Annotated in this window: 23 protein-coding genes; 14 read left to right on the top strand and 9 right to left on the bottom strand. The window is 59.9% G+C overall.

Annotated features, from left to right (window positions below):
• Nucleotides 1–6: 6 nt before the first annotated feature.
• A complete protein-coding gene (rfaH, locus tag ABTV87_RS14945; protein WP_007951327.1) occupies nucleotides 7–543 on the bottom strand; it encodes a transcription/translation regulatory transformer protein RfaH in 537 nt (178 codons plus the stop codon).
• A gap of 605 nt (nucleotides 544–1,148) precedes the next feature.
• Between rfaH and ABTV87_RS14940 the strand changes: the two genes are divergently transcribed.
• Nucleotides 1,149–2,126: an NAD-dependent epimerase gene (locus tag ABTV87_RS14940; protein ID WP_433897817.1), complete on the top strand. Its 978-nt coding sequence runs from the start codon at nucleotides 1,149–1,151 to the stop codon at nucleotides 2,124–2,126.
• 35 nt (nucleotides 2,127–2,161) lie between these two features.
• Here the strand turns inward: ABTV87_RS14940 and tspO are convergent, their stop codons facing one another.
• The 6 genes from tspO to ABTV87_RS14910 form a co-directional block, all read right to left on the bottom strand.
• A complete protein-coding gene (gene tspO, locus ABTV87_RS14935) occupies nucleotides 2,162–2,620 on the bottom strand; it encodes a tryptophan-rich sensory protein TspO (RefSeq protein ID WP_433897816.1) in 459 nt (152 codons plus the stop codon).
• A gap of 37 nt (nucleotides 2,621–2,657) precedes the next feature.
• Nucleotides 2,658–4,832, bottom strand: coding sequence for an ATP-binding protein (locus ABTV87_RS14930; protein WP_433897815.1), 2,175 nt, complete (start codon nucleotides 4,830–4,832; stop codon nucleotides 2,658–2,660).
• Between the two features lie 161 nt (nucleotides 4,833–4,993).
• Nucleotides 4,994–6,532 carry a cryptochrome/photolyase family protein gene (locus ABTV87_RS14925; protein ID WP_433897814.1) on the bottom strand — a complete coding sequence of 513 codons (1,539 nt, stop codon included), beginning with the start codon at nucleotides 6,530–6,532 and terminating at the stop codon, nucleotides 4,994–4,996.
• 25 nt (nucleotides 6,533–6,557) lie between these two features.
• Nucleotides 6,558–7,100 (bottom strand): DUF3833 domain-containing protein, encoded by a 543-nt coding sequence (locus tag ABTV87_RS14920; protein WP_433897813.1) that lies wholly within the window; start codon nucleotides 7,098–7,100, stop codon nucleotides 6,558–6,560.
• A 372-nt stretch (nucleotides 7,101–7,472) separates the two neighbouring features.
• Nucleotides 7,473–7,634: a hypothetical protein gene (locus ABTV87_RS14915; protein WP_164872148.1), complete on the bottom strand. Its 162-nt coding sequence runs from the start codon at nucleotides 7,632–7,634 to the stop codon at nucleotides 7,473–7,475.
• 278 nt (nucleotides 7,635–7,912) lie between these two features.
• Nucleotides 7,913–9,031, bottom strand: a complete 1,119-nt coding sequence (locus ABTV87_RS14910) for an SMP-30/gluconolactonase/LRE family protein (RefSeq protein WP_085603566.1) — start codon at nucleotides 9,029–9,031, stop codon at nucleotides 7,913–7,915.
• Between the two features lie 236 nt (nucleotides 9,032–9,267).
• On the opposite strand from ABTV87_RS14910, the gene ABTV87_RS14905 reads away from it, so the two are divergent.
• From ABTV87_RS14905 to ABTV87_RS14895, 3 genes are read left to right on the top strand one after another with little or no spacing between them, the layout of a single operon-like run.
• Nucleotides 9,268–10,089 (top strand): ABC transporter substrate-binding protein, encoded by an 822-nt coding sequence (locus ABTV87_RS14905; RefSeq protein WP_085603569.1) that lies wholly within the window; start codon nucleotides 9,268–9,270, stop codon nucleotides 10,087–10,089.
• Nucleotides 10,086–10,931 carry an amino acid ABC transporter permease gene (locus ABTV87_RS14900; protein ID WP_085603571.1) on the top strand — a complete coding sequence of 282 codons (846 nt, stop codon included), beginning with the start codon at nucleotides 10,086–10,088 and terminating at the stop codon, nucleotides 10,929–10,931. The genes ABTV87_RS14905 and ABTV87_RS14900 overlap by 4 nt, the downstream gene beginning before the upstream one ends.
• Before the next feature lie 35 nt (nucleotides 10,932–10,966).
• The gene (locus tag ABTV87_RS14895) at nucleotides 10,967–12,355 is read left to right on the top strand and encodes an LLM class flavin-dependent oxidoreductase (protein WP_085603574.1); all 1,389 of its coding nucleotides are present in this window, start codon (nucleotides 10,967–10,969) and stop codon (nucleotides 12,353–12,355) included.
• Nucleotides 12,356–12,357: 2 nt separating this feature from the next.
• Here ABTV87_RS14895 and ABTV87_RS14890 read toward each other — a convergent pair whose 3' ends face one another.
• Both ABTV87_RS14890 and ABTV87_RS14885 read right to left on the bottom strand, forming a co-directional pair.
• The gene (locus ABTV87_RS14890; protein ID WP_433897812.1) at nucleotides 12,358–13,065 is read right to left on the bottom strand and encodes a cupin domain-containing protein; all 708 of its coding nucleotides are present in this window, start codon (nucleotides 13,063–13,065) and stop codon (nucleotides 12,358–12,360) included.
• A 61-nt stretch (nucleotides 13,066–13,126) separates the two neighbouring features.
• On the bottom strand, nucleotides 13,127–13,981 hold the full coding sequence (locus ABTV87_RS14885; RefSeq protein WP_433897811.1) for a GNAT family N-acetyltransferase: 855 nt from the start codon (nucleotides 13,979–13,981) through the stop codon (nucleotides 13,127–13,129).
• Between the two features lie 591 nt (nucleotides 13,982–14,572).
• On the opposite strand from ABTV87_RS14885, the gene ABTV87_RS14880 reads away from it, so the two are divergent.
• From ABTV87_RS14880 to argE, 10 genes are all read left to right on the top strand, one after another.
• Entirely contained in the window at nucleotides 14,573–15,241 is a 669-nt protein-coding gene (locus ABTV87_RS14880; protein WP_085603584.1) for a haloacid dehalogenase type II, read from the top strand.
• 32 nt (nucleotides 15,242–15,273) lie between these two features.
• Complete coding sequence (locus ABTV87_RS14875; RefSeq protein WP_085603587.1) at nucleotides 15,274–16,548, top strand: NAD(P)/FAD-dependent oxidoreductase; 1,275 nt, start codon at nucleotides 15,274–15,276, stop codon at nucleotides 16,546–16,548.
• Between the two features lie 94 nt (nucleotides 16,549–16,642).
• Entirely contained in the window at nucleotides 16,643–18,280 is a 1,638-nt protein-coding gene (locus tag ABTV87_RS14870; protein ID WP_433897810.1) for an ABC transporter substrate-binding protein, read from the top strand.
• A 48-nt stretch (nucleotides 18,281–18,328) separates the two neighbouring features.
• On the top strand, nucleotides 18,329–19,285 hold the full coding sequence (locus ABTV87_RS14865; RefSeq protein ID WP_085603594.1) for an ABC transporter permease: 957 nt from the start codon (nucleotides 18,329–18,331) through the stop codon (nucleotides 19,283–19,285).
• Nucleotides 19,282–20,157, top strand: a complete 876-nt coding sequence (locus ABTV87_RS14860) for an ABC transporter permease (RefSeq protein ID WP_085603597.1) — start codon at nucleotides 19,282–19,284, stop codon at nucleotides 20,155–20,157. The genes ABTV87_RS14865 and ABTV87_RS14860 overlap by 4 nt, the downstream gene beginning before the upstream one ends.
• A 1-nt stretch (nucleotide 20,158) precedes the next feature.
• Nucleotides 20,159–22,000 carry an ABC transporter ATP-binding protein gene (locus tag ABTV87_RS14855; protein ID WP_375747162.1) on the top strand — a complete coding sequence of 614 codons (1,842 nt, stop codon included), beginning with the start codon at nucleotides 20,159–20,161 and terminating at the stop codon, nucleotides 21,998–22,000.
• Nucleotides 21,997–22,305, top strand: coding sequence for a (2Fe-2S)-binding protein (locus tag ABTV87_RS14850; protein WP_433897809.1), 309 nt, complete (start codon nucleotides 21,997–21,999; stop codon nucleotides 22,303–22,305). The genes ABTV87_RS14855 and ABTV87_RS14850 overlap by 4 nt, the downstream gene beginning before the upstream one ends.
• On the top strand, nucleotides 22,287–23,663 hold the full coding sequence (locus tag ABTV87_RS14845) for an FAD-dependent oxidoreductase (RefSeq protein ID WP_433897808.1): 1,377 nt from the start codon (nucleotides 22,287–22,289) through the stop codon (nucleotides 23,661–23,663). Before ABTV87_RS14850 ends, ABTV87_RS14845 begins: the two co-directional genes overlap by 19 nt.
• Nucleotides 23,660–24,814, top strand: coding sequence for an NAD(P)/FAD-dependent oxidoreductase (locus tag ABTV87_RS14840; protein ID WP_085603610.1), 1,155 nt, complete (start codon nucleotides 23,660–23,662; stop codon nucleotides 24,812–24,814). The genes ABTV87_RS14845 and ABTV87_RS14840 overlap by 4 nt, the downstream gene beginning before the upstream one ends.
• Nucleotides 24,811–25,968: an acetylornithine deacetylase gene (gene argE, locus ABTV87_RS14835; protein WP_433897807.1), complete on the top strand. Its 1,158-nt coding sequence runs from the start codon at nucleotides 24,811–24,813 to the stop codon at nucleotides 25,966–25,968. Before ABTV87_RS14840 ends, argE begins: the two co-directional genes overlap by 4 nt.
• Nucleotides 25,969–25,995 lie beyond the last annotated feature (27 nt).

Here is a 25,995-nt window from a genome sequence, read left to right as displayed (position 1 = left end):
AAGTCGTTAGTTATAGGTGTGAAAACCGGCTTGTTGACGTTCAATCACGCTGAGTGGCAAACAGACAGGCTGCTCACGGTTAAGAAACTGCAGGAGGATCATGACGCGGTCGGTACCGTGCAACCCCAGGAACACACCTTCCAGTGGCGCGAGCGGACCGCTGACGATCTGCAGGTTTTCTCCGGGTTTCAGCGCTTCATCCGGCTCCGACAACGTTGATTCAAGGCAACGTGCACGCAGATGCTCGATGACGTGCTCCGCCACTGTCGCGGGACCATGGTTGAATTCGACAAAGCGACTGACCCCTCGAGTGGAGCGCAAGGGTGCCCAGTTGTCGTCACGACTGAGTTGGATGAACAAGTACCCGGGGAAGAGGGATTCCTGGACTCGCTGTCGTTTCCCGCGAATGACGCGCTCACTGACGAGTTGGGGGTGAAAGACCACGTAGTTCTGTTGAAGCAGGTTGAGGTGGGCACGCTCATCCTGACGTGGCTTGCATTGTAAAAGGTACCAATTAGGTTGGTCCGAGCTGATGACTGGCATGCTTGTAAACTCTTTGATGATCGAAAGTTTATGGCAGGCAGAAGCTCTAATGAGGGCTAAGTAATGGCAGGCAGTGAAAGTGCATTCTTATTGTTGTGGGTGGAGTGAAGTGTTTCAATCATGAATCACAAGTGTTTCATTGGTGTACATCGCGCGTTGAAGTTGTGACTGTTATGCGGCGTCTTCGGGTCATTGTCGGCTTAACTTTTTAGAAGACAAAGCTACCGCACGGTCTGTTCGTCGCAGCCTTAAGGTTAGGTAACTAAGTAGTTGCCCCTGAAGCGACAGGGCGCGAGTAAGTGATTGCTCGCGCCCTGTAAAAAATCAACCTTGGTAGTTATCGGCCAGACTTTGCGGTCTGTCAAACGTTACCAGTCAAAAAACACGCCATCCATCCAGTAATGAATTTGCCAGTATTCAACTTATTGTTTTCCAATGGTTTTTCCTTTTGTCTGAATGGCAGAAACTTTTTCTGGTTACTACGGTCGAGGCTGTCATTTAGATCAGAAACTATCCCCAATATTGGGTGTTGTTATAAAGGCTGGACTCAATAAGTCGACCGAGGCTATAACTAATCGCCTGTCGGCTTAAGTGGAGCAGGGATTATGACCATTCTTGTTACAGGTGCTGCGGGCTTCATCGGGTATCACACGGTCAAACGACTGAGCCTCCAAGGACAGGAAGTTGTCGGTATCGACAACCTCAATGATTACTACAGCGTGGATCTCAAACGGGCGCGACTTGAACAGTTGAGTGGTCTGCGGGGTTTCAACTTTGAAACACTGGATATTGTCGACAAGCCTGCCTTGATGGCGTTGTTCAAAACGCATGATTTCACCGAGGTTGTGCATCTGGCTGCTCAGGCGGGTGTGCGCTATTCGCTCGACAACCCGGATGCCTATGCGCAATCGAACCTGGTGGGGTTTCTGAATGTGCTGGAAGCCTGCCGACATTATCCGCCCGCGCATCTGGTCTACGCGTCGAGCAGCTCGGTATATGGGGCCAACAGCAAGTTGCCATACAGCGTCGATGATGCGGTCGAGCACCCTGTGTCCCTGTATGCCGCCACCAAGCGTGCCAATGAACTGCTTGCCGACAGCTACTGCCATCTTTACGGTTTGAAGGCCAGCGGCCTGCGTTTTTTCACCGTTTACGGGCCTTGGGGCAGGCCGGATATGGCGCTGTTCAAGTTTACCGAGGCCATTCTTCAAGGGCGGCCGATCGATATCTACAACCAGGGTCAGATGGCGCGGGACTTCACTTACGTCGATGACATTGTCGAAAGCATCGTCCGGCTGTGCCCAAAGCCTCCAGAACCGGACAAGGAGGCGCAGGGCGTCAACCGGATTTTCAACCTGGGGCGCGGCAAACCGGTAGCGTTACTGGATTTCGTCGACTGCCTCGAGCAGGCATTGGGCATCAAGGCCCAACGCAACTTGTTACCGATGCAGGCCGGCGATGTCATCAAGACCTGGGCTGATGTTTCAGCACTGGCGCAATGGATCGGGTTATCTCCCCAGGTGGAAGTTGAAGAGGGCGTGGCGCAGTTTGTGAGTTGGTATCGCCAGTATTATCGGATTTGAGCACCGGCTCGTGCTCTCGGTCCGATGGCGTCCGGTCATGAGCCGAATCCTGCCCTGTTATCGCGCATGATCGAGAAATTCAGCGCCGCAGCGACACATAGCCAGGCCAGATAGGGAAACAGGATCAACCCGGTGATCACATCCAGGCGCAAGGCCAGGACCACCATCGCCGCGACGACCAGCCACAGCAGCACGAGAATGATCATCGCAGCGACAATCCGCTGCGCACCGAAAAACACCGGCGTCCACAGCGTGTTCAGGGCAATCTGCGCCGCCCACAATGCGAGCACCATTTCGCTGCCGGGAATCATCGTCAAGCGGTAGCCAACCCAGGCCAGCAGCAGATAGATCGTCGTCCAGGCCACCGGAAACACCCAGTTGGGCGGGGTGAACTTCGGTTTGTTGAGCTGCGCGTACCACTGGCCGGGTTTGAAAACCATGCCGGTGGTTGCGGCTGCACCGCAGGCGATCAGGAAAATCAGGAAAGTCACCATTTATCACTCCTTGGCCGCAGCCAGTCTGCTTGGGTTGCTATTTGGCTCTCGATGACATCAGGTCAATCACCCGCGCCACCAGCGTGTCGACCGCGAAGGGCTTGGTCAGCACCTGCATGCCGGGGCCAAGTTGGCCGGCGCCGATCACTGCGTTTTCTGCGTATCCGGTAATGAAAAGTGTCGTCAGGTTCGGCCGGATCTCCCGGCCGGCGTCGGCCAGTTGCCGGCCGTTCATGCCACCCGGCAGGCCGACGTCGGTGATCAGCAAGTCAATATGCACGTTCGATTGCAACACCTTAAGCCCGGCAACGCTGTCGCCTGCTTCGAGCAGGTTGTAGCCGAGATCGCCAAGCACTTCGGTCAACAAGGCGCGCACGGTCGGTTCATCGTCCACCACCAGAATGGTCTCGTTGGCCTTGGGGGCTACGGCCGGTGCGATGTGCTGGTCATCGGGACTTTGCACGGGTTCGCCACAGTGACGCGGCAGGTAGATGCACATCGTGGTGCCCCGGTCGACTTGCGAGTGCACGCGCACCTGGCCGCCGGACTGCTTGGCGAATCCGTAGATCATCGACAGCCCGAGCCCCGTGCCCTGGCCCAGCGGCTTGGTGGTAAAGAACGGGTCGAAGGCCTTGGCGATGACATCCGCCGACATGCCGGTGCCGGTATCGCTGACGCACAGACACACATACTCTCCGCCGGGAATCTCCAGCGTGCTGGCGGTTTCGGCATCCATGGTGCGATTGGCCGTCTCGATGGTGATGCGTCCGCCATCGGGCATCGCATCGCGGGCGTTGATGCACAGGTTGAGCAATGCGTTTTCCAGCTGGCTGGCATCCACCAGTGTCGGCCAGAGCTCCGGCGAGCCAATGGTTTCCAGAAGAATGCTCGGGCCCACGGTACGCTGGATCAGTTCGGTCATGCCGGTCATCAGCATGTTGACGTCGGTGGGCCGGGGATCGAGGGTCTGGCGTCTGGAGAACGCCAGCAGGCGGTGGGTGAGGGCGGCGGCACGCTTGACCGCGCCCTGTGCGGTGACCATGTATTTGTCGACTTCGCTCAACCGGCCCTGACTGATCCGCGTCCCCATCAGTTCCAGCGCACCGGAAACGCCGGCCAGCAAATTGTTGAAGTCATGAGCCAGGCCGCCTGTCAGTTGGCCGACCGCTTCCATCTTCTGCGACTGACGCAGTTTTTCCTCCGCTTGCATCAACTCGGCGGTGCGCGCTGACACCCGCTGTTCCAGTGTGTCGTTGAGCGCACGCAAGGCGGCGATAGCCCCGTCGCGCTCTGCCTCGACGGTGCGGCGTTCTTCGACGTCGATCAGTACGCCGGGGAAGCGCAATGGTTTGTTGTCATCGGCCCACTCAACGCGACCGTTGGCTTCGATCCACTGGTATCTGCCGTCCGCGCGGCGCACACGGTACTGATGGGAATAGGCGCCACCGCGGCCAATGGCTTCGTCGATCGCTGTGGTCAGCCCGTCCCGATCGTCGGGGTGCACGCTGGTGATCACTTGTTCGAGACTGAGGCCTTCGCGCCCCAGACTCGGGTCGAGGTTGAACACCTGGGCGAAGCCTTCGTCGATGGCAAAGCGATCGGTCAGCAGGTCCCAGTGCCAGGTGCCGATAATCGCGCCGGCGGCGAGGGCCAGTTGCACACGTTCGACGTTCTCCCGGGCAATCGCCTCACTGGCGCGCAAGCGCTCCTCGGCGTCGCGCCGTTCGGTGACGTCGTTGAACAGGATCGCGATCTGCCGGTCGGCCGGATCGCCGACCCGCACGGCGCGCACATCGAACCAGCGTTCAAAGGTATTGGCGTAATTCTCGAAGTTCGCCGGTTCCCCGGTCTTGGCCACGTGGCCGTAGGTTTCGAACCAGAAGCGTTCCAGATTGGGCGCGAATTCGGTCACCCATTTGCCGCGCAGGTTGACCCCGCACTGGCGCTCGAACGCCGGGTTGGCCTCGACGAAGTAATAGTCGACAGGCTCGTCGTTGGCGTCGAATTTGACTTTGACGATGGCAAACGCCGACTCGATGGTTTCCAGAATCGTGCTGAAGCGCTCCTCACTGCGGGCGAGCGCAGCTCTGCTGGCCTGCAGTTGGGCCGCCACATTTTGCTCAGTGTCGACTTCATTGCTCAGCAGCGCGGCGCGTAATCGCTTTACCTCGGACTCAAGTGCTTCGCGATCAAGGTGTTTGAGGGTATCCATTTCACCTGCTTTGTCAGGTTTTTCAGGGGCCGGATTCATGGGGCGGACAGGCCGGACTGGGGCAGTGGTCATCTCGAAGCGGTCTGGCTGGATGGTTGTTCATTCGTTGACCGGTGGCGTCGTCGGTAAGTTTCACGGATGGCCCCGGGCGAACGCTGATTTCAGATCGACTCCCCGTTATCCAGGCGGGCCAGCAGCATCTGGCCGCGTTGCCAAAGTGCCTCTTGCTTGGCCTGAGGCATGCGGTCGAGGTTCTTGTACATCATGGCCATGCGCTGATTGCCGCGCAGCAGCTCGCCGTGGCGCATCAGGAAATGCCAGTAGAGTGAATTGAACGGGCAGGCATTGTCCGCCGTGCTTTCGCTGACCTTGTACGCGCAACCGCGGCAGTAATCGGACATGCGATTGATGTACTGGCCGCTGGCGCAATAGGGTTTTGAACCGAGATAACCGCCATCGGCGTGCATGACCATGCCCAGCGTGTTGGGCAGCTCGACCCAGTCAAAGGCGTCCATGTAGATCGCCAGATACCACTCGCAGATTTGGCTCGGTGCGATGCCGGCGAGCAGGGCGAAGTTGCCGGTGACCATCAGCCGCTGAATGTGATGCGCGTAGGCGTGTTGCAAGCTTTGCCCGATGGCGTGGCGCATGCAGTTCATTTGCGTATCGCCGGTCCAGTAGAACTCAGGTAACGCCCGGGTGTTGCCGAACGAGTTGCCCTGCGCGTAATCAGGCATCTTCAACCAGTACACGCCCCGCACATATTCACGCCAGCCAATCAGTTGCCGAATGAAACCTTCGGCGGCATTGAGCGCAACGCTGCCGGACCAGTACGCCGACTCCACGTCGCTGCACAGCTGGCGCAGATCCAGCAGTCCGATGTTGAGCGCGGCACTGATGCGCGCATGAAACAGGAACGGCTCATCACTGGCCATGGCGTCCTGGTAATCGCCAAACCCGGCCAGACCGTAATCGAGAAAGTACGCCCAAAGAGCCTGCGCATCGGCATGGGTGACGGGATAGTTGAAGTCATCGAGCGCGCCGTAGTGCTGGCTGAAACGCGCCTTGACCAGCGCAAGTACTTCGCTGGTGATGGCATCGTTACTGAAGCGTGCCGGGTAGGGGGCTTTCACGTTTTTGGGCAGGGCCTTTCGATTGTCGGCATCGAAATTCCACGCACCACCCACCGGCGAGCCGTCGCCATTGAGCAACAACCGGCTCTTGCGGCGCATCTCCCGGTAGAAAAACTCCATGCGCAGCTGTTTCTTGCCTTCGGCCCATGCAGCGAACTCTTCGCGACTGCACAGAAAACGCGTATCGACGTGCCAGTGAATCGGCAAGCCGCATTCCTTCATCGAGTGCTCCAGCCGCCAGTCGCCACACTCGGTGACGTGCACTTCCTCGGCCTGCAACAGCGCTTGCCAGCGATGTAACTCACCGGGCACCGAACCGCTGTTTTCCGGATCATCCAGAGTGACGTATTGAACACGCACACCCTGGTCTCGCAGCGCCTGGGCGAAATGGCGCATGGCACTGAAGATCAGGGCAATCTTCTGCGGATGGTGGGGCACGTGGCTGGCTTCTTCCATGACCTCAACCAGCAACACCGTGTCGCGTTCGGCATCGAGTGCCTGCAAGGAAGCCAGGTCGAAGGACAACTGATCGCCCAGTACCAGGCACAAGCGGCGGGTAACGTTCATTCAATGGAGCTCTGGGTTGTACGGTTCATTGGTTGGCTTCGGCGCCTTGGCGGCGAAAGAACAAGGTCACCTGACCGACTTCCACCCCGAACTTGGACATGCTGGTGCGGTTGATCAACGTGTCCTCGTCCATCAAGTACATCCAGTCGTCCATGCTCACTTCATAGGTCGAATCGTCGACCGCCAGGTTCAGGCGATAAACCCAGTGCACGGCGTTCCCGGCAACCTGGCCCTGGGCAGCGCCGATCACATCGCCGGCGCGACCGCTCCAGCGTCCCTGGCCCTCGGGCGTCAATGTCCATACGCGGTGTTGGCGGGTGCCGTCGCTGTACAGGAAGCGCTCGTCGAGAATCAGGTTGTTGCCTTCGCGGCGGCTGACGATGGTGACTTCAAAACGCTTGGTCACTTCGCCGCCGGGCTTCTGGAATATCCCCCAGGCTTTGACGGGCTGGCTGAAAAAGCGCTCCAGACTCAGTGCCGGTTGTTGATCGGCATAACGTGTGACATCCACGTTGCTGCAGCTTGCGAGGTTGAGCATCAGTGCCAGTAACAGCAGTATTCGAGTCATTGCCTTGCTCCCTGATCGCGGGTGTTGAGGGAGAACGTTCGAAGCATTTTCTTGTACGCAGTGAGGGGCGCGTACAGGGTTATGGGCGTCTCCATTAAGGTATCTCGCGACGGAGTCTCGCGTGGGAGCGTATCCGTAGTAAAAGAAATTGTACGCAGCTAATGAGTTTGTATAGGTTTTAATCAAGATAGGCGGAAAAATGCCAGCTGACAATGAAGCGGCATTTTTTCGTGCAGAGAGGAAGACTCACTTCACAGCGTGAAGCTTTTCTTGAGTAGAGGGGGAGAGAGGCGAATATTGATCATTGCGCTGCCTGGTGCCATTGCCTGCACGCAGAAAAAGGCCCGGATTCATCCGGGCCAGTCATGCACGTCAGCGTGAATCCGCCTTGCTGACAACCTCGGCGGATGATCTTTTCCGGCGTCTCTGAAGCCAGCTATGGAACGCATGTACGGGATGGAGGATGGCGGTCAGTACGCCAATCAGCAGGATGATGAAGAGGATGATCAGCGGGAGGCTTTCGTGCGAGAACATGGTGGGTTACTCCTGTAGTCACAATGTCGTAACCCGCAGACTAGACGCATCGAAGCCTGTTTTCGATGAATGAATGTTCATCCTTGAACGCTGCTGGTGTGCTACGGCGAATCTTCCGGGTGCATTGTCAGAATGATTTTCCCGACATTCCTTGAAGACTCCATTCGCCGGTGGCTTAAGCCAGTTGCACGGTACCGGACTGAATGCCGCGCATCCCTGGCTGCGCGGCGAGATATTGTTTCGATACTCGCGAAGCGATCGCGAGATGAACGGCGTTTTTACACAGCAAACGTAGTCCCGCGAGTATTCACAAAAAGCGAGTAGATCGAGTGACTACTTGCCATGAACAGCCTGTTCCCTTCGCGCCCCCCAAAGCACAGGTTCGGGCAGCGCTCTGGCAGCGAAATATGGCCGATGGCCTTGCCCTGTGGATTGAAAACACGCACGCCGTCGAGTTTTTCCAGATCGGCCCTGGGATCTCCATTGCCGCCCCAGCCGCACCACAGGTTGCCCGCTTCGTCGCACTTGATACCGTCGATTGCCGCGTAGTCCAGCCCCTCGATGTGCTTGCGGCGCTCGCCCAGTGTGCCGTCTTCCTTCACGGCAATGGCCCAGATCAAGCGATTGGGTTTGGCGCGACCTTCGACGACATACAGGGTTTTTTCGTCGGGACTGAAGCACAGGCCATTAGGGCCATTAAGGTCGTCGATCACCCGAGTGACCTTTCTGCTCTCGCCGTCGATGCGGTAAACGGCGTGGGGTTGGCTCGGGGTGATTTTGTGGCCTTCGTAGTTGTTGCCGGTCTGGAATGGCGGGTCGGTAAACCAGATCGATCCGTCACTTTTGCAGACGATGTCGTTGGGCGAGTTGAAGGGCTTGCCCTCAAAGCTGTCGGCCAGCACGGTGATCGTGCCGTTGTATTCGGTGCGCGTGACGCGGCGGCCTTCGCTGGTGGTGGTAGAGCCTTCGCAGACGATAAGACGCCCCTGGCGATCCCGGCACATCCCGTTGGAGAAGTTCGAGTGTTCACGGTACACGGTGAAGGTCTCGGTGATTTCGTCCCAACGCATGATGCGATTATTGGGGATGTCGCTGACCAGCAAATAGCGGCCATCACCGACCCAGACCGGTCCTTCGGCCCAGCGCATGCCGGTGGCGAGTTTTTCAACGCTGGCGTTGAAAATACGTAGCTCGAGGAAGCTGTCGTCGAGGATATGAATCAGTGGATCCGGGTAGCGTTGACTCAATGGTTCGGCAGCTTCAGAGAGACTGGGCAGCAAGGCGCTGCCGGTGGCAAGCGTGGCGGAAACAGCGAGGGACTTCTTCAGGAAGCTTCGGCGTGTATTGCCTTTTACCTGTTCGAGGTTGTCAGGCTTGGCGGACAGGGATGAGTCCATGTAGCGATCTCCGTGGTTTTATTTTTTTTTTGGAGACGCAGTAATAGCCTGTGATAGGACATCGTACAAGTGAATTATTATCCAGCTCTGGTCGAGCTTGGAGATGAAGGCCTTCGCTCCATGGTGGTGGAATCCATATAGCCTAAGCGAAGCTTTTTATGCATAAAACGAAGTTCATATTAATTTTATAGTGCGTTTTAATCTAAACAGGTTTTTCCTGATTGGAGCATTCGCACTTGAAGATCCCGACACATTTGACACTTGGCCTGGCGCTCGCCGTCAGCTGCGCTGCAGCATTCGCGGGGCCCACTCTTGATCGCGTGACGCAAAAAGGTGAGCTCACCGGTGTCCTGATGGAGAGTTACCCGCCGTTCTCTTTTCTCAATGACCAGAACCAGCTCGACGGCTTCGATGTGGATGTCGCTAAAGCTGTGGCCGAACGTCTTGGGGTCAAGCTGAAACTTGAAACGCCTTCCTGGGACGTGATTGCCGCCGGGCACTGGAACGGTCGATACGACATCTGTGTGTGCTCGATGACACCGAGCAAGGCGCGGGCCGAAGTGTTCGACTTTCCCGTGGAGTATTACCAGTCACCGGCGGTGATCGTGGTCAATGCGAAGGACAAGGACATCGCCACTGGCAAAGATTTGTCCGGCAAAAAAGTCGGTGTGATCAGTGCGTCGACCTATGAGGCCTATCTGAACAAGGATCTGGTCATTGAAGGCGCCGAGGACAAACCGTTGAGCTATCCGTTCGACAATGTCCAGATCGCGCCTTACGACAACGAAACCGTCGCCTTCCAGGACCTCGCACTGGGGACCGGCGTGCGCCTGGACGCCATGGTCACCAACCTGATCACCGCGCGTGAACGCATCGCTCAGGATCCGCGCTTCAAGATTGCCGGAGAGCCACTGTATGCCGAACCGAACGTCGTGGCGGTCGAAAAAGGCGATCCGCAATGGAATGCGAAAGTCACCGAGGTCATCGCACAACTCAAGACTGACGGCACGCTGAGCAAAATATCCCGCAAGTGGATCGGTTCTGATATCAGCCAATGACAGCCATCAACCCGCATCCGGCCAAAGCGGCTGTCAGCCCGCAAAAGCAGCCGCCACTGACACGTCAGCTATTCGGTTTTCGCACGCGCCTGTATCTGACGTGGGCGGCGCTGTCGGGTCTGGGCGTGTGGTTTTTCATGCGCTTCGATCTGAAGTTTTCGATCATTCTGGAAAAGTGGCCAAACCTGGTCGGCCTGCATCTGGGGCCGAACGGATTCTTGCAGGGCGCCGCGCTGACGATATTCCTGTGTTTCTGCTCGATCTGGTTTTCTTTATTGCTGGGCTTTGTCACCGCGTTGGCCAGGCTGTCGAGCAGCGCCGTGGCGTTTGGTATCGCCAGCTTCTATGCCTCGTTCTTTCGCGGCACGCCGCTGTTGATCCAGATCCTGCTGATCTATCTGGGGCTACCGCAGCTGGGTGTGGTGCCAGGCGCAATCAGCGCCGGGATCATCGCGCTGTCGCTCAACTACGGGGCTTATCTCAGTGAGATTTTTCGTGCGGGTATCCTCGCGGTTGCCCCGGGTCAGCGCGAAGCAGCCGCCGCACTGGGCCTGAGACCGGCCGCGACATTCATCCATATCATCCTGCCGCAAGCCATGCGCACGATCATTCCGCCGACCACCAGCCAGTTCATTTCGATGCTCAAGGACTCGTCCCTGATTTCGGTCATGGGGGTTTGGGAAGTGATGTTTCTGGCGCAGTCGTACGGGCGTTCGTCCTACCGCTACATTGAAATGCTGACCACCGCAGCCGCCATCTATTGGCTGTTATCCATCGGTCTCGAACTGATCCAGCATCGCCTCGAACGCCATTACGGCAGAGGCTTCAAGCATCAGCGCTGAGCCATTCCGTTGAATGATTTCTTGCAGGAACCACGATGTCCGATCCTAAACCTCTGCTGTTTGCACTCTATGAACAAGCCAGCGTCGGCTGCGGCGGTGCGCCGAGCCTCTGGACGCACCCGGCTGACGAACGCCTGGCGATCAACTCGCTGGGCTACTGGTCAAACCTGGCGCGGATTGCCGATCAGGCGCACCTCGATATGCTGTTCTTTGGTGATGTGCTGGGCTTTTACGATGTGCTGGGTGGCAACGCCGATGCGGCGGTGAAATGGGCGGTGGAAGCGCCGGCCAACGATCCGTTGATGATCATTCCGGCGTTGGCGGCCGTGACGGAAAACCTGGCGTTTGGTGTCACGGTGACCACCAGTTATGAGCACCCGTTTACCCACGCCCGGCGCTTCAGCACGCTTGATCACCTCACCAATGGGCGAGTGGGCTGGAACATCGTCACCTCTTACCTGTCCAGCGCCGCCCGCAATTTCGGGCTGGAGCAAATGATCAAGCATGACGATCGCTATGAGCGCGCCGAAGAGTTTCTCGATGTGGTGTACAAACTGTGGGAAGGCAGTTGGGCCGACGACGCCGTGGTTGCCGACAAGGCCCGCCAGCTGTATGCCAGAGGCGACCGGGTGCGACCGATCAATCACGAGGGTGCGCACTATCGCGTGGCCGGGCCGCATCTGACCGCACCGTCCCCGCAGCGCACACCGTTGCTGATTCAGGCGGGCTGGTCGGGACGCGGTCGAGAGTTCGCCGCCAAGCACGCGGAGCTGATCTTCATCGCCAAATCCAACCCGCAGGAAATCCGTCAGGGCCTGGAAGACATCTGGGCCCAGGCTGAGGCGCGGGGGCGTCAACGTGAAGACGTGAAATCGTTGACGGTGTTGCGCATCGTCACGGCTAAAACCGAAATCGAAGCCCAGCGCAAATACGACGAGTTGCAAAGCAACTATCACTTGCAGGCACAACTGGTCAGTTACGCGGGCGACACCGGCATCGACATCAGCCGCTACGCCGACAGCGATGCGCTATCGACGCACACCGAAGGCCTGACCTCTTACGTGATGCGCCCCGATGGCAGTGGTCAGCCGCTGACGGCGGGTGACGTGAAAAAGCGCTTCGCCAGCGTCACCCGTGGCAGCGACCTGATTCTCGTCGGTACACCGCAGCAAGTCGCCGATCGCATCGAAGAACACGCGCGAATTTCCGGCACCAGCGGCTACATGCTCAACCCGTTGCTCAGCCCAGGCAGCCTTGAGGACTTTGTCGAACTGGTGATTCCCGAACTGCAAAAGCGTGGGCTGTACCGGACTCAACCGCAAAGCGGCACTTTCCGTTCGCGGTTGCGGGCAGATCAGTCCAGCCACCTGCCTGCCTCGGCCTATGGGGCTTCGTTCCGCTTCGACAAGGCGCTTTATGGCTGACGCTATTTGACCGCATACACTTTGCGTACATAGCGCGTGCTTTTCCAGGCGCACGGCGCACCCCGCGCAACAAACACGCTGTCACCGGTATTGACGGTCACACTCAAACCCTCAGGCGTCTGCAACGTTACGCTGCCTTCGATCAGGTACATCAACTCATTGAGCTTGTGCGGGCGACCGTGACGTTCATAGGGCGTCGAGTCCCACACGCCGACACGCAGATCGGTTGTGGCGTCTTCGAAGGCATTACCTGACCGGCATTGCGGTGTCGGACCGATCAGAATCTGTTGCTCCGGCGCGGCGGAGGGGGACAGGTGTGCCAGCGGGTCGAGCGGGGTCAGGCCGGGCGTCGCGGCTTTGGTGGCCATGGCGCAAAACGCCCACCGGGTGCCGGTCTGTGCTTCGATCCGTACGTCCGTGCCCCGGCCGATGACCGCGCTGGCGCCGACGGCCAGTTGCAGTGTCCGCTCCCGGGATTTCAACGTCACGTGCCCCGCATGAACCACGATCACCTCGGTGTGCGGGAAGTCCTTGATATCAAGGCTTTCGCCTGCTTCGACGATGCCTGCGGATATGCCGTCGCTCCCTGACCAGGCGATCTGACGTCCGCTCGAGAAGGGGTCTGCAGCGTTCAAGGATTGCTGCTTGAAAGGGGTGTCGACGCGACTGCCATCGGCACGAGCCAGCAGCATGATGCAAGGTTCGGACATACGGGTGACGCTCCAGGTATTGAGAGGATTTATTGAGGGGCGGCAAGCGCCAGCACGATAGTCAGCCGATGGCTTGAGTGACCAGGGCAAACTGCCGAACGCCATTGTTTGCTTGCGGTGCTGCACCGCGGGACATTTGGGCCACGGTGTCGACCTTTTTCAGGCCGGCGGCTTCCAGCCAGTCGGAAAGGCCACAATCCGCTGGAATATCAATGCGCACAAAGGCATCCGGTATCCCGGCCAGCAATGTGGCGATCAGGTGTTGGGCTTGCTCAAGGTTTTCGGCGATCAGCGGGCCGATGCAACGGCCGCGACCGAATGGGCGCAGCAGGGCGAAGGCGTGCAATTGACCGTCACGCACAATGCCCACCGAATGCTCGACGACAGAGAACAGATCGCTGAGCACCGCTCGCCGATCCAGTCCGCTCCCGGCATTGGCCAGTTCCAGCACCCGCGCATGATCCGACTCGCGCAGTGGGCGGCATTCTTCACCGTCTGCCAATGGCCCGGGCAAAGGGGCTTGCGCCTGGCCCTGGTGCTGCTGAATCCGGCCAAACTCAACAAAACCCTGACTGGCATACAGCGGTGCGCCGGCCACGGTTGCATTCAACATCGCCGTGCTCGACTGACAAGCCTGCAGCGCGTGGTCCATGAGCTTTCGCCCGATGCCCTGGCCCTGGTAATCGTCACTGACAATGACCAGGCCAATGGTCGTGAAATCACCTTGCGGACAGGCGAACGCAGTGCCGATCAAACGCTCTCCATCGAGTACGACAAAGCCCTTGCTGACCCGTTGCAGCATGGCCCAGTCGTCAAGTCGATGAGGCCACTTCAATTGCACGGACAGTGCATGAGCCTTGGGCAGGTCGTCGGCAGTCATCGGCCGATAGACGTAGGAAGGGAGCGGGGTGGACATGGCGATTCTCCGATCAAGAGTGTGCGCTGGCGCCGGGTTTTGCGGCGAGGTGAAGCCTGTATCCCATCTGGATGAAAGCCTGACAAGGGGGCAGGGAATATTCGGCAGATTCCGCGAAGCACAGCCCCGAGCACCACACTTACTACTTAATCCGGGCCTTGTGTCGGCAGCAAATGCTTGGGCCTTTTTACCCTATAAAAGGCTTGTACCGAGTCTCGTCGCTAGGCGCAGGATGCAGGTTCAATCGCCTCAATTCAGATCCGGGCTGACAGACGCCGCAGCAATTGATGCCAAGCCTGCGATGGGGCGCAGTTTCTGCGGGCAAAGTCGCTGTCGGAAATCAAAAGCGCCAGATAAAGGCCCATAAGTGCGCATAAACAGGGGCTTTGCCCAAGGCTGGAGCGCACCGCAAAGTCTGCTGAGTGGAATGACCAAAACGGTGATTTGTATCGAACGGAGGTCGCTTTTAACGCCATCTGCTGATTTCACGGTGTTGTAATGACGGTGTGCTGCAGCGTTGCATCGCTACTGCGCAAACCAGGCAAATGCTTGTAGCGCCATTGACCTCAACGAACTTCAGGAACGCACTCAATGAGCTTTCTTCGCCCCAAATTCATTACCTTCGACTGCTACGGAACGCTGACCAATTTCCACATGGGCACGATGACCCGCGAACTCTTCGCCGATCGCGTTCCCGCTGAGCAGATGGATCAGTTCGTCAAGGATTTCTCGGCCTATCGCCTGGACCAGGTCATGGGCGACTGGATGCCGTATGACGAGATTCTCAAGACCGCTCTGGCGCGTACCTGCAAGCGTTGGGGAATCGAATACCGCGACGAAGGCCAGCTGTATTACGACGCTGTTCCGACCTGGGGCCCGCACCCGGACGTACCGGCCGGCCTGTCGAAAATCGCCGACAAGATTCCCTTGGTGATTTTCTCCAACGCCAGCAACAGCCAGATCATGTCCAACGTCGAAAAACTCGGCGCACCTTTTCACAAAGTCTTCACGGCCGAACAGGCACAAGCCTACAAACCTCGTCTGGCGGCGTTCGAGTACATGCTCGACAACCTCAACTGCGGCCCGGAAGACATCTTGCATGTGTCCTCCAGCTTCCGTTACGACCTGATGCCGGCCCACGACATGAAGATCAAGAACAAGGCCTTCGTCGCCCGTGGTCACGAAGTACCGGGCAACGCCTTCTACAGCTACCACCAGATCCCGGACATCGGCGGTCTGGCCGGACTGGTCGGCCTGTAACGACATCCTCATTGGCAAAGGCGGGATTGAACATGGGCAGTGAATCCTACTGGCTCGACAGCGCACCGGCCTTCACCGGCGCACAGCTCGGCGGTTTGCCCGGGCAAGTCGATGTGGCCATCGTCGGTGGCGGTTTCACCGGTCTGGCGGCGGCCCGGGCCCTGGCGCTCAAGGGCGCCAGTGTGGTGGTGCTGGAAGCCGGGCGCGTGATCGGCGAGGCTTCGGGACGCAATGGCGGGCAGTGCAACACGGGGGTGGCGCAGGATTACGCCAGCCTCAGCGCCAGTCTCGGTGCCGACCGGGCGAAAGCCTATTACCAGGCTTACGAAAGTGCCGTGCAAAGCGTTGTGTCGCTGGTCGAGCAGGAGCAGATCGCCTGTGACCTGCTGCGCAACGGCAAGCTGAAACTGGCGGCAAAACCGCTGCACTACGAAGGCCTGGCCCGCACCTGCGAGCTGATCCGCAACGAAGTCGATGCCGATGTTGAATTGCTTTCGGCCGAACAGACCCGCACCGAAGTCAACTCTGCGCAGTTCCATGGCGGCCTGTTGCAGCGCAATGGCGTGCAGATGCACGTCGGGCGTTTCGGCATCGGTCTGGCAGAAGCGGCGGTGCGTCACGGCGCGCTGATCCATGAGGGCACCTCGGTGCTCGACTGGAAAGCCCGGGCCGGCGGTTATCAGGTCAACACCAGCAAGGGATCGCTGCACGCCGGGCAGGTTCTGCTGGCGACTGGCGCCTGTCAGCACGGTGGTCTGGGCTGGTATCGGCGGAGAATCGTGCCGGTGGGCAGTTTCGTGATTGCCACCGAGGTCCTGCCACGGGCGTTGATCGATCAGTTGCTGCCGGGGCGCCGCGCTTATGTCACCAGCCGAATGATCGGTAACTACTTCCGCTTGACCCCGGATAACCGTTTGCTGTTTGGCGGGCGCGCGCGGTTTGCCATGTCCGACAGTGTCAACGATGCCAAGAGCGGCAAGGTGCTGCAGGCGGCGATGGTCCAGATGTTCCCGCAACTGGCCGGCGTCAGGATCGATTACTGCTGGGGCGGCCTGGTAGACATGACCTCCGACCGTTTGCCGCGAGCCGGCCAGCACGGCGGCGTGTTCCACTCGATGGGTTACAGCGGCCACGGCGTGCAGATGTCGGTGCACATGGGGCAGGTGATGGCCGATGTGATGGCCGGCAATGCCGAGGCCAACCCCTGGCGTGAACTCGACTGGCCGGCGATCCCCGGGCATTTCGGCAAGCCGTGGTTCCTGCCTTTCGTGGGCGCCTACTACCGCTTTCAGGACTATTTGCATTGAGCTGATGTTGTGGCTTTACCGTCGTTTGCGTTTCCAGGACGTTCCGGCCAACCGGAACACTTGAGCCTTCTTAATTTCGACAGGTAGCACTGAAATGACTGATCACAAGAACGACTCACCATTGATCTCAGGCGAAGCAAGCCTGCGGGTATTCGAAGGCCTCAATCGCGGCATGTCACGCCGTCACGCGTTACAAATGCTCGGTGTGGCCGGCGTAGCGGCTGCCGGCGCCGGCAGCCTGTTTGGTGCTGCCGGCAAACTGTTGGCCGACGATACGGCGACGCCGGGCAAAGGCAAGCCGGGTGGGCGGATACGTGTCGCCGGCATGTCCAGCTCCACCGCCGACACCCTCGATCCGGCCAAAGGCGCGCTGTCCACCGATTATGTGCGGCACTACATGTTCTACAACGGCCTGACCCGTTTTGACGCGCACCTGGTGCCGCAACTGGAGCTGGCCGAACGCATCGACAACACCGACGCGACCCTGTGGACGATCACCCTGCGCAAGGACGTGACTTTCCACAACGGCAAAGCCCTCAGCGCGGCCGACGTGGTGTTCTCGCTGTCACGACACAAGGATCCGCTGACCGGCTCCAAAGTCATGCCGCTGATGGAGCAGTTCGCCGAAATCAAGGCCACGGGGGCCAACGAAGTACAGATTCGCCTGACTGCACCGAACGCCGAATTGCCGTCGATTCTGGCCGTCTCGCATCTGCTGATCGTTCCCGAAGGCACCACCGACTTCAACCAGGGCATTGGTACCGGACCGTTCAAGGTCAAGGAGTTCAAACCGGGCGTACGTTCGGTGGCCGCACGCAACACCGGCTACTGGAAGCCTGGCCTGCCGTACCTCGACGAAATCGAATTCATTGCCATCGGCGACGAGCCGTCGCGGGTCAACGCGCTGCTGTCCGGCGACGTGCACATGATCAACGAGGTCAACCCGCGCTCCACCGACCGGATCAAGGCCAGCGCCAAACACCGGGTCGTTGATGCGCCATCGGGCAACTACACTGATTTGATCATCCGTCAGGATCAGTTGCCGGGTCAGAACGCCGATTTCACCCAAGCGATGAAGTACCTGCTCGATCGCGAACAGATCAAGTCGGCGGTGTTTCGCGGCTTTGCCGTGGTCGGCAACGATCATCCGATCGCGCCCGGCTCGCGCTACTACAACAGCGACCTGCCGCAAACGGTCTACGACCCGGAAAAAGCCAAGTTCCTGCTGAAAAAAGCGGGCATGGAAAACATCAGCATGGAGCTGTTTGCGTCGCCTGCCGCAACGGGTTCCGTCGATATCGCAGTGCTGTTGCAGCAGTCGGCCAAACAGGCCGGGCTCAAACTCGACGTCAAGCGCCTGCCGAGCGACGGCTACTGGTCCAACCACTGGATGAAGCACCCGATCAGCTTCGGCAACATCAACCCACGTCCGAACGCCGACGTGATGTTCTCGCAGTTCTTCCAGTCGAAGGCGCCGTGGAACGAGTCCGGCTGGAAGAACGAGCAGTTCGATCAGTTGCTGATGCTCGCCCGCGGCGAAACCGACGATGCCAAGCGCGGCAAGATGTACGCGGACATGCAGACCCTGGTGCACGACCACTGTGGCATCGGCATACCGGTGTTCATCAGCAACATCGACGGCGTCGATCAACGGATCAAGGGCTACGGCAGCAACCCGCTCGGCGGCTTCATGGGTTACATGTTCGCCGAGCAGGTCTGGCTGGACGCTTGAACAGAGCCGTCGAAATGAACGGCAAGCCAGGTTGCAGGAGGGTAGGCGATGAATAGCAACACACTGTGGTTGATCGGACGGCGGCTGGGCGCCGCGATCGTGACTTTGTTGATCGTATCGATGGTCGTGTTTGCGATCACGGCGGTACTGCCTGGAGACGCGGCACAACAATCCCTTGGCCAGTTTGCCACCCCGGAACAGGTGGCAGCGCTGCGCCTGAAACTGGGGCTCGATCAACCCGGTGTGGTGCGTTACCTGCACTGGTTGATGAGCCTGCTCAGTGGCGATATGGGCGTGTCGGTATCGAACGCGATGCCGGTTGTCGAGCTGATGGCCGGGCGCGTGCCCAACACCTTGATGCTGGCGGCCGCCACGGCGCTGGTGTCGGTGCCGGTGGCGCTGGTTCTGGGCATCGGCTCGGCGATGGGCCGGGGCGGGCGGATCGACAGTGTTCTGAGTTTCACCACCCTGGCCATGGTCGCGGTGCCAGAGTTTCTGGTGGCGACCCTCGCGGTGCTGATCTTTGCGGTGAACCTGGGTTGGTTGTCGGCGCTGTCCTATGCCAGCGACATCACTTCACCGTGGCAATTCATGCGCACCTACGCCTTGCCGGTGATGACGCTGTGCTGCGTGATCGTTGCGCAAATGGCGCGGATGACACGCGCGGCAGTGATCGATCAGCTCGACAGCCCCTACGTGGAAATGGCCCGGCTCAAAGGCGTCAGTCCGATGCGCATCGTACTGCGTCACGCTTTGCCCAATGCCATCGGGCCGATCGCCAATGCGATTGCGCTGAGCCTGTCGTATCTGCTCGGCGGGGTGGTGATTGTCGAAACCATCTTCAACTATCCCGGCATCGCCAGCCTGATGGTCGATGCCGTGACCAACCGTGACATGGCACTGGTGCAGGCCTGCACCATGTTGTTCTGTACGGCTTATCTGGGTCTGGTGCTGATTGCCGACCTGTGCGCGATTCTGTCCAATCCGAGGCTGAGAAACCAATGAACAATCTCATTGTGAAATCGACGCCCGCAGCCCCCGATCTGTCAGCCGGCAAGGTGTCTCACGGACCCGTATGGCTGGGACTCATCGGTGCGGCCATCTGCGTTATCTGGTTGCTGGTTGCATTATTCGGCCCGTGGCTGGCGCCGCATCCGGTCGGCGAAGTGGTCTCGGGCAACGTGTTCGACAACATCAGCGCGGTGTACCCGTTCGGCACTGATTATCTGGGCCGCGACATGCTCAGCCGGGTGCTCGTCGGCGCTCGCTTCACCGTGGGCCTGGCGTTGATTGCGGCGGTGCTGGCCAGTGCGCTGGGCACCGGTTGCGCGCTGCTGTCGGTGGTGTCGCCGAAGTGGCTGGACGAAGTGATCAGCCGCTTGATGGACGCCTTTATCTCGATCCCGAGCAAGATGCTCGCGTTGATCATGGTTTCGGCGTTCGGCTCTTCAGTGACCCTGCTGATCAGCACGGCGGTGTTGAGCTTCGCCCCGGGCGCGTTCCGTATCGCCCGCAGCATGGCGGTGAACATCGAAGCGCTGGAGTATGTGCAGGTCGCCCGAACCCGTGGCGAGCGGCGTTTGTACATTGCTTGCGTGGAGATCCTGCCGAACATGCTCAATCCGGTGCTGACTGACCTGGGCTTGCGGTTTGGTTTCATCGTGCTGCTGCTCAGCGGCATGAGTTTTCTCGGGCTGGGCGTGCAACCGCCGGATGCCGACCTCGGTTCGCTGGTGCGGGAAAACATCGGCGGCCTCAATCAGGGCGCCCCGGCCATCGTCATCCCGGCGCTGGCCATCGGCACCCTGACCATCGGCGTGAATCTGTTCATCGACAGATTGTCGTCGCGACGTAGTCGCCGCACGGGAGGCCATTGAAATGACCCAATTGATTCGAGTTGAAGACCTGCGCGTGGTTGCTTGCGGCGAGCATGGAGAAACGGAGATCGTCAAAGGGGTGAGCTTTGCCCTGGAACAAGGTGAAGTGCTGGCGTTGATCGGCGAATCGGGCTCTGGCAAGACCACCATCGCCCTCGCTTTGTTGGGGTATGCCCGACGGGGCTGTCGGTTGTCCGGCGGCGTGGTACAGGTCGGCGAGCACGACATGCTCGCGCTCAGCGAGCAGCAATTGCAGGGCCTGCGCGGTAATCGGGTGTCGTATATCGCGCAGAGCGCTGCGGCGGCTTTCAACCCGGCAAAGAAGCTGATCGACCAAGTGGTGGAGGGCGCCTTGATTCACGGCCTCGGCACCCGCGCCACCCTTGAGGCCAAGGCCATTGAGCTGTTCCGCGATCTGGCCCTGCCAGACCCGGATCACATCGGTCAGCGTTACCCGCACCAGGTGTCCGGGGGGCAATTGCAGCGGGTGATGGCGGCAATGGCGCTGATCAGTGATCCGTTGCTGGTCATCCTCGACGAGCCGACCACGGCGCTCGATGTGACGACCCAGATCGACGTGTTGCGTGCGTTCAAGCGCGTGGTACGTGACCGTGGCGCGACAGCGGTGTATGTGTCCCATGACCTGGCCGTGGTGGCGCAAATGGCCGATCAGATCGTCGTGCTCAATGGCGGCCAGATCTTCGAGCAAAGCGCCACGGCGGCGCTGCTCAAAGGCCCGAGTCATGAATACACGCGCAGTCTGCTGGCGGCCGCGCGGCCGGACACGACCATCCGTCCACCTTGCGGAATTGCCGAAGAAACTCCGCTGCTGACCATTCGCGGACTGACCGCCGGTTACGGCAACAAGAACACCCAGGGCATGCCGGCCATTCGTGTACTGGAAGATATTGATCTGACCGTGCGCCGGGGCCAGGCGATTGGCGTGATCGGCGAGTCGGGTTCGGGCAAGTCAACGCTGGCCCGCGTGGTGGCCGGCTTGCTCACGCCAGCATTGGGCGGGCTGACCTTCGACGGGCAACCGCTGGGCGGTTGTCTGTCCGAACGCACCGACGAGCAATTCCGGCGAATCCAGATGGTGTTCCAGAACGCCGACACGGCGCTCAATCCGATGCATACCATCAGCACGATTCTGAGTCGGCCGCTGAAGATGTATTTCAACCTCAAAGGCGCGGCGTTGCGCGAGCGTATCGGCGAATTGCTGGATCTGGTGCGTCTGCCGCGAGCCCTGGCCGAACGTCGTCCGAACGAGTTGTCCGGCGGGCAGAAGCAGCGGGTGAACCTGGCGCGGGCCCTGGCGGCCAAACCCGATCTGATCCTCTGCGATGAAGTGACCTCGGCGCTGGATACCGTGGTCGGTGCAGCGATTCTTGAATTGCTCCGCGATTTGCGTCAGCAGCTCGGCGTGTCCTACCTGTTCATCAGTCATGACATCTCCACCGTGCGCGCGCTGTGCGACGACGTGGTGGTGATGTACAGCGGCCACAAGGTTCAGGCCGGCAGCCGCCAGTCATTTGCGCAGGCACCGTACCATCCCTACACCGATCTGTTGATTCACTCGGTGCCGGAGCTGCGCCAGGGCTGGCTGGAAACCTGCGGGACGACTTGCGGCGAACTGCCGCCCATCGGGCCCAAAGCCAATGTCGCCGAGCTGTGCACCTTCCTCAATCGCTGCCCGGTGCGCGTCGATGGCCTGTGCAACCGTACGGCACCCGAGCGCCGAATCATCGACGGTGGCAGTGAAATTCTCTGCCACCACGACAGCGTAGAACTGCTGAAAACCCAGCGGGACGTGACCACCTTGAATCAGGGAGCCTATGCATGAGCGCTCGTTTTGTGAGACTGGCCGAGCAGGGCCGGGTGACCGTCGGGTTGACCGTGGATGGCGTGCCCATCAAGGCGTTGCAGGGCGACACATTGATGGTCGCATTGCTCACTCAGGGCAATGCGCTACGCCAGTCGGAGTTCGATACCGGTCGACGTGCCGGGTTCTGCCTGATGGGTGCCTGCCAGGATTGCTGGGTGTGGACGCGCAGCGGCGAACGTCTGCGTGCGTGCTCCAGTGAAGTCCGTGAAGGGCTGGATCTCGTCACCACACAACCGGAGGCGACATGGCCACTGCACGGGTAGTTATCGTCGGCGCCGGCCCTGCGGGGATTCGCTGCGCCGAGACGTTGGTGAAGGCCGGCTTCAAACCGGTCCTGATCGATGAAAATCGCCGCGACGGCGGCCAGATCTATCGGCGCCAACCCGAAGGTTTCACCCGCGACTACCGCGCGCTGTACGGGACTGAAGCGGCCAAGGCGCGCGACCTGCACGAGAGTTTCGAGCGCTTGCGCCCACACATCGATTACCGGCCCGACACGCTGGTGTGGAATCTGGTGCCCAGGCAGTTGAGCTGCGTCAGTCAGGGTCACCATACGACGGTGGACTTCGATGCGTTGATCCTGTGCACCGGCGCCACGGACCGTTTGATGCCCGTTGAAGGCTGGCAGCTGGCGGGCACCTACAGCCTCGGCGGGGCGCAGATCGCGCTCAAGTCGCAGGCGGTTTCCATCGGCCATCGCGTGGTGTTCATGGGCAGTGGTCCACTGCTGTATCTGGTGGCCAGCCAGTACGTGAAGGCCGGCGCCAACGTCGCTGCGGTGCTTGATACATCGCCGATGAGCAAACGCATTGTCGCACTGCCGAAGATGCTCGCGCGGCCCGGGGTGTTGCTCACCGGGATGAAACTGTTGGCGCAGTTGTATCAGGCGAAAATACCGGTGCATCTGGGGATCAAGCCGGAGCTCATATCGGGAGATGCCACCCACGGCGTCAGTGGCGTGCGCGTGCGCACAGCCAAGGGCGAAACCCTGGACATCGATTGCGATGCCGTGGCCCTGGGGTATCACTTGCGTCCGGAAACCCAGCTGGCCGATCTGGCCGGGTGCCGCATGCGTTTTGATGAAGCGTCCGACCAATGGTGGCTGGCGCTTGATGAAGAGGGCCGCACTTCGGTCAGCGGTGTGTATGCCGCCGGCGACGGCGCAAAGATTCGCGGTGCCGATGCGGCTGAACATGCCGGACGTCTGGTGGCGATGGCGCTGCTGGAGGATCAGCAACAACCGGTGGATGCCGGTTTGCGCGCAGAGCAACGGCGTGCACTAGCGGTGATGGATCAGTTCCGCCTCGGTCTGGCGCAGGCATTTCCCTGGCCCGCCGAACAGGCCGGGGCCTTGCCGGATTCGGCGATCGTCTGTCGCTGCGAGATGATCAGCGCGGGCGAACTGCGCCGTACGGTCAGTGAAAAGGGCGCGTGTGAAGTCAATCGGGCCAAAGCCTTTAGTCGGGTCGGCATGGGCCGTTGCCAGGGCCGCTACTGCTCGCAGGCCGGCGCCGAAGTGATTGCCGCCGCGGCCGGCGTCAGTGTTCAGCAAGTCGGCCGCCAACGCGGTCAGGCCCCCGTCAAACCGTTGCCGATGGTCATCATCGAGGAACCGACATGAACCCGCAGAAAAGTGATGTATTGATTATCGGCGGCGGCATCATGGGTGCGGCGTCAGCGTTTTTTCTGCGCCAGCGCGGGCACTCTGTGACCCTGCTCGAGCGCGACCAGATTGGCCAATACGCCAGCGGTGTCAATTTCGGCAACGTACGGCGTCAGGGTCGTTATCTGGGGCAACTGGAATTGGCCAACCGTTCGTTTGCACTGTGGAAGCGCTTGCCGGAGCTGATTGACGACGATCTGGAGTTCATCGCCAGCGGCCACATGCGCGTGTGTTACCGCGAAGACGAAATTGCCGAGCTCGAAGCGTATGCCGCTGCGCCGGAAGCATCGCAACTGGATCTGCAGGTCTATCGCGGCGCTGAACTGCATCGGCGCTTTCCGTTTCTGGGGCCGGACGTGAAGGGGGGCTCTTACGCTCCGCACGACGGTCACGCCAACCCGCGTTTGGCGGCGCCGGCATTTGCCCGGGCGGCGCGGCGAATCGGTGCGCGTATCGAAGAACAGACCGAAGTGGCCCAGGTGCAGAAAACCGCAGGCGAGTTCAGCGTCACCACCACCGATGGCCGGCAATATCGCGCCGCACAACTGCTGATCACCGCCGGCGCCTGGGGCGAGAAACTGTCCGCGCAGTTCGGCGAACCGGTTCCGCTGGACACCCATGGCCCGCAGATGGCGGTGACGGAACCGGTGCCATACGCCTTGCCGACGGTGATTGGGGTGTTCACCAAAATCCCTGAGGAAGTCATTTATTTCCGGCAGATTCCGCGCGGCAACATCATCATTGGCGGCGGCTATCGCAGCAAACCGGACATGCTCAATCGCCGCGCTTATGTCGAGCCGCGCAGCATCCTCAACCAGATCCGGCAAATGCGCCGACTGCTGCCGGGTGTCGGCAATCTGAACATCATCCGGGTCTGGAGCGGCATCGAAAGCTATCTGCCGGACTCGCTGCCGATCATGGGGCCAAGCGGTACGGTCGATGGCCTGTATTACGCGTTCGGCTTCTGTGGTCATGGCTTCCAGTTGGGGCCGGGCGTCGGTGACGTCATGGCTGAGCTGATCAGCACCGGCAGCACTTCCACGTTGATCGAACCCTTTTCCATACGCCGGTTCGCCCCCTTGGCCGAACAACGGAGCAAAGCCTCATGAAACCCCGTGTACTGGAGATTCTCAAACGATTGATTGCGTTCGATACCGTGTCGTCGGAATCGAACATGGCGTTGATCGAGTACGTTCGCGAGTTGCTGCTGAGCAAGGGCATCGAGTCGCTGATCGTCAAGGACGAAAGCGGCAAGAAGGCCAATCTGTTTGCCAGTACCGGTCCGAAAGACCAACCGGGCATTCTGCTGTCCGGGCACACCGACGTGGTGCCAGCAGCGGGGCAGGCGTGGACGGTTCCACCGTTTCAGGTGACGGAGCAGAACGGGCGGATTTACGGGCGCGGCAGTTGCGACATGAAAGGCTTTATCGCGCTGGCCATCGACGCGATGCTTGACGCTGCTGAACATTCCCTCAGCCGTCCGCTGCAGCTGGCGCTGTCACACGACGAGGAAATCGGCTGCGTTGGCGTGCGGCGTTTGCTCGATGTGCTGCACCTGGCGCCGGTGCGGCCGTTTCTGTGCCTGATCGGCGAACCGACCAACATGCAGTTTGTGCTGGGGCACAAGGGCAAGGGCTCGTACCGTACCTATTGTCGGGGGCTGGAGGCGCATTCTTCGCTGGCGCCGCGCTCGGTCAACGCAATCCACGTGGCCTGCGATTTCATTGCAGCGTTGCGTGAATCCCAGCGTCAACTGCAGGAGCAGGGCGCCCGGGATGCCGATTACGACGTGCCTTACACCACCGTGCACGTGGGCCAGATCGGCGGTGGCCGGGCGCTGAATATCGTGCCGAATCTGTGCACGGTGGATTTTGAAGTGCGCAATTTGCCGGCCGATGATCTGGAACAGATCCTCGCGCAGATGCAGGAGCGTGCCGAGGTGATCGTGCGCGAGGCGCAGAAGCTCTCGAGCGTGGCGGCCATCGAGATTGAAACGGTCAACGTCTACCCCGGACTGGACACCCACCCGAGCGTCGAAGCGGTACGGTTCCTGAAAAATTTCGCGGCGCCGGATACCGCGACGTCCAAGGTTTCGTTCGGTACGGAAGGCGGGTTGTTCAAGCAGCGTCTGGATGTGCCGGTGGTTGTCTGCGGGCCAGGTTCGATCGAGCAGGCGCACAAGCCCGACGAGTTTATCGAGATCAGTCAGATGGAGGCGGGGGAGCGCTTTCTGGAGGGTTTGCTCGGTTCGCTGAAACGATAGAAAACAGCAGTTCTGCTGTTCCACCGC

The organism is Pseudomonas sp. PSE1(2024) (genome assembly GCF_050990555.1).
Taxonomy (GTDB): Bacteria; Pseudomonadota; Gammaproteobacteria; order Pseudomonadales; family Pseudomonadaceae; genus Aquipseudomonas; species Aquipseudomonas aphyarum.
This window is presented reverse-complemented; position numbering and strand designations above follow the sequence as displayed.

Bases quoted from the DNA above. Each gene is read 5' to 3' on its own strand.
- ABTV87_RS14840 (WP_085603610.1), top strand. From the start codon at position 23,660: ATGAACCCGCAGAAAAGTGATGTATTGATTATCGGCGGCGGCATCATG.
- ABTV87_RS14845 (WP_433897808.1), top strand. From the start codon at position 22,287: ATGGCCACTGCACGGGTAGTTATCGTCGGCGCCGGCCCTGCGGGGATT.
- ABTV87_RS14930 (WP_433897815.1), bottom strand. From the start codon at position 4,832: ATGGATACCCTCAAACACCTTGATCGCGAAGCACTTGAGTCCGAGGTA.
- ABTV87_RS14925 (WP_433897814.1), bottom strand. From the start codon at position 6,532: ATGAACGTTACCCGCCGCTTGTGCCTGGTACTGGGCGATCAGTTGTCC.
- ABTV87_RS14850 (WP_433897809.1), top strand. From the start codon at position 21,997: ATGAGCGCTCGTTTTGTGAGACTGGCCGAGCAGGGCCGGGTGACCGTC.
- ABTV87_RS14880 (WP_085603584.1), top strand. From the start codon at position 14,573: ATGAGCTTTCTTCGCCCCAAATTCATTACCTTCGACTGCTACGGAACG.
- ABTV87_RS14860 (WP_085603597.1), top strand. From the start codon at position 19,282: ATGAACAATCTCATTGTGAAATCGACGCCCGCAGCCCCCGATCTGTCA.
- tspO (WP_433897816.1), bottom strand. From the start codon at position 2,620: ATGGTGACTTTCCTGATTTTCCTGATCGCCTGCGGTGCAGCCGCAACC.
- ABTV87_RS14855 (WP_375747162.1), top strand. From the start codon at position 20,159: ATGACCCAATTGATTCGAGTTGAAGACCTGCGCGTGGTTGCTTGCGGC.
- ABTV87_RS14895 (WP_085603574.1), top strand. From the start codon at position 10,967: ATGTCCGATCCTAAACCTCTGCTGTTTGCACTCTATGAACAAGCCAGC.
- rfaH (WP_007951327.1), bottom strand. From the start codon at position 543: ATGCCAGTCATCAGCTCGGACCAACCTAATTGGTACCTTTTACAATGC.
- ABTV87_RS14910 (WP_085603566.1), bottom strand. From the start codon at position 9,031: ATGGACTCATCCCTGTCCGCCAAGCCTGACAACCTCGAACAGGTAAAA.
- ABTV87_RS14885 (WP_433897811.1), bottom strand. From the start codon at position 13,981: ATGTCCACCCCGCTCCCTTCCTACGTCTATCGGCCGATGACTGCCGAC.
- ABTV87_RS14875 (WP_085603587.1), top strand. From the start codon at position 15,274: ATGGGCAGTGAATCCTACTGGCTCGACAGCGCACCGGCCTTCACCGGC.
- ABTV87_RS14890 (WP_433897812.1), bottom strand. From the start codon at position 13,065: ATGTCCGAACCTTGCATCATGCTGCTGGCTCGTGCCGATGGCAGTCGC.
- ABTV87_RS14915 (WP_164872148.1), bottom strand. From the start codon at position 7,634: ATGTTCTCGCACGAAAGCCTCCCGCTGATCATCCTCTTCATCATCCTG.
- ABTV87_RS14920 (WP_433897813.1), bottom strand. From the start codon at position 7,100: ATGACTCGAATACTGCTGTTACTGGCACTGATGCTCAACCTCGCAAGC.
- argE (WP_433897807.1), top strand. From the start codon at position 24,811: ATGAAACCCCGTGTACTGGAGATTCTCAAACGATTGATTGCGTTCGAT.
- ABTV87_RS14940 (WP_433897817.1), top strand. From the start codon at position 1,149: ATGACCATTCTTGTTACAGGTGCTGCGGGCTTCATCGGGTATCACACG.
- ABTV87_RS14865 (WP_085603594.1), top strand. From the start codon at position 18,329: ATGAATAGCAACACACTGTGGTTGATCGGACGGCGGCTGGGCGCCGCG.
- ABTV87_RS14870 (WP_433897810.1), top strand. From the start codon at position 16,643: ATGACTGATCACAAGAACGACTCACCATTGATCTCAGGCGAAGCAAGC.
- ABTV87_RS14900 (WP_085603571.1), top strand. From the start codon at position 10,086: ATGACAGCCATCAACCCGCATCCGGCCAAAGCGGCTGTCAGCCCGCAA.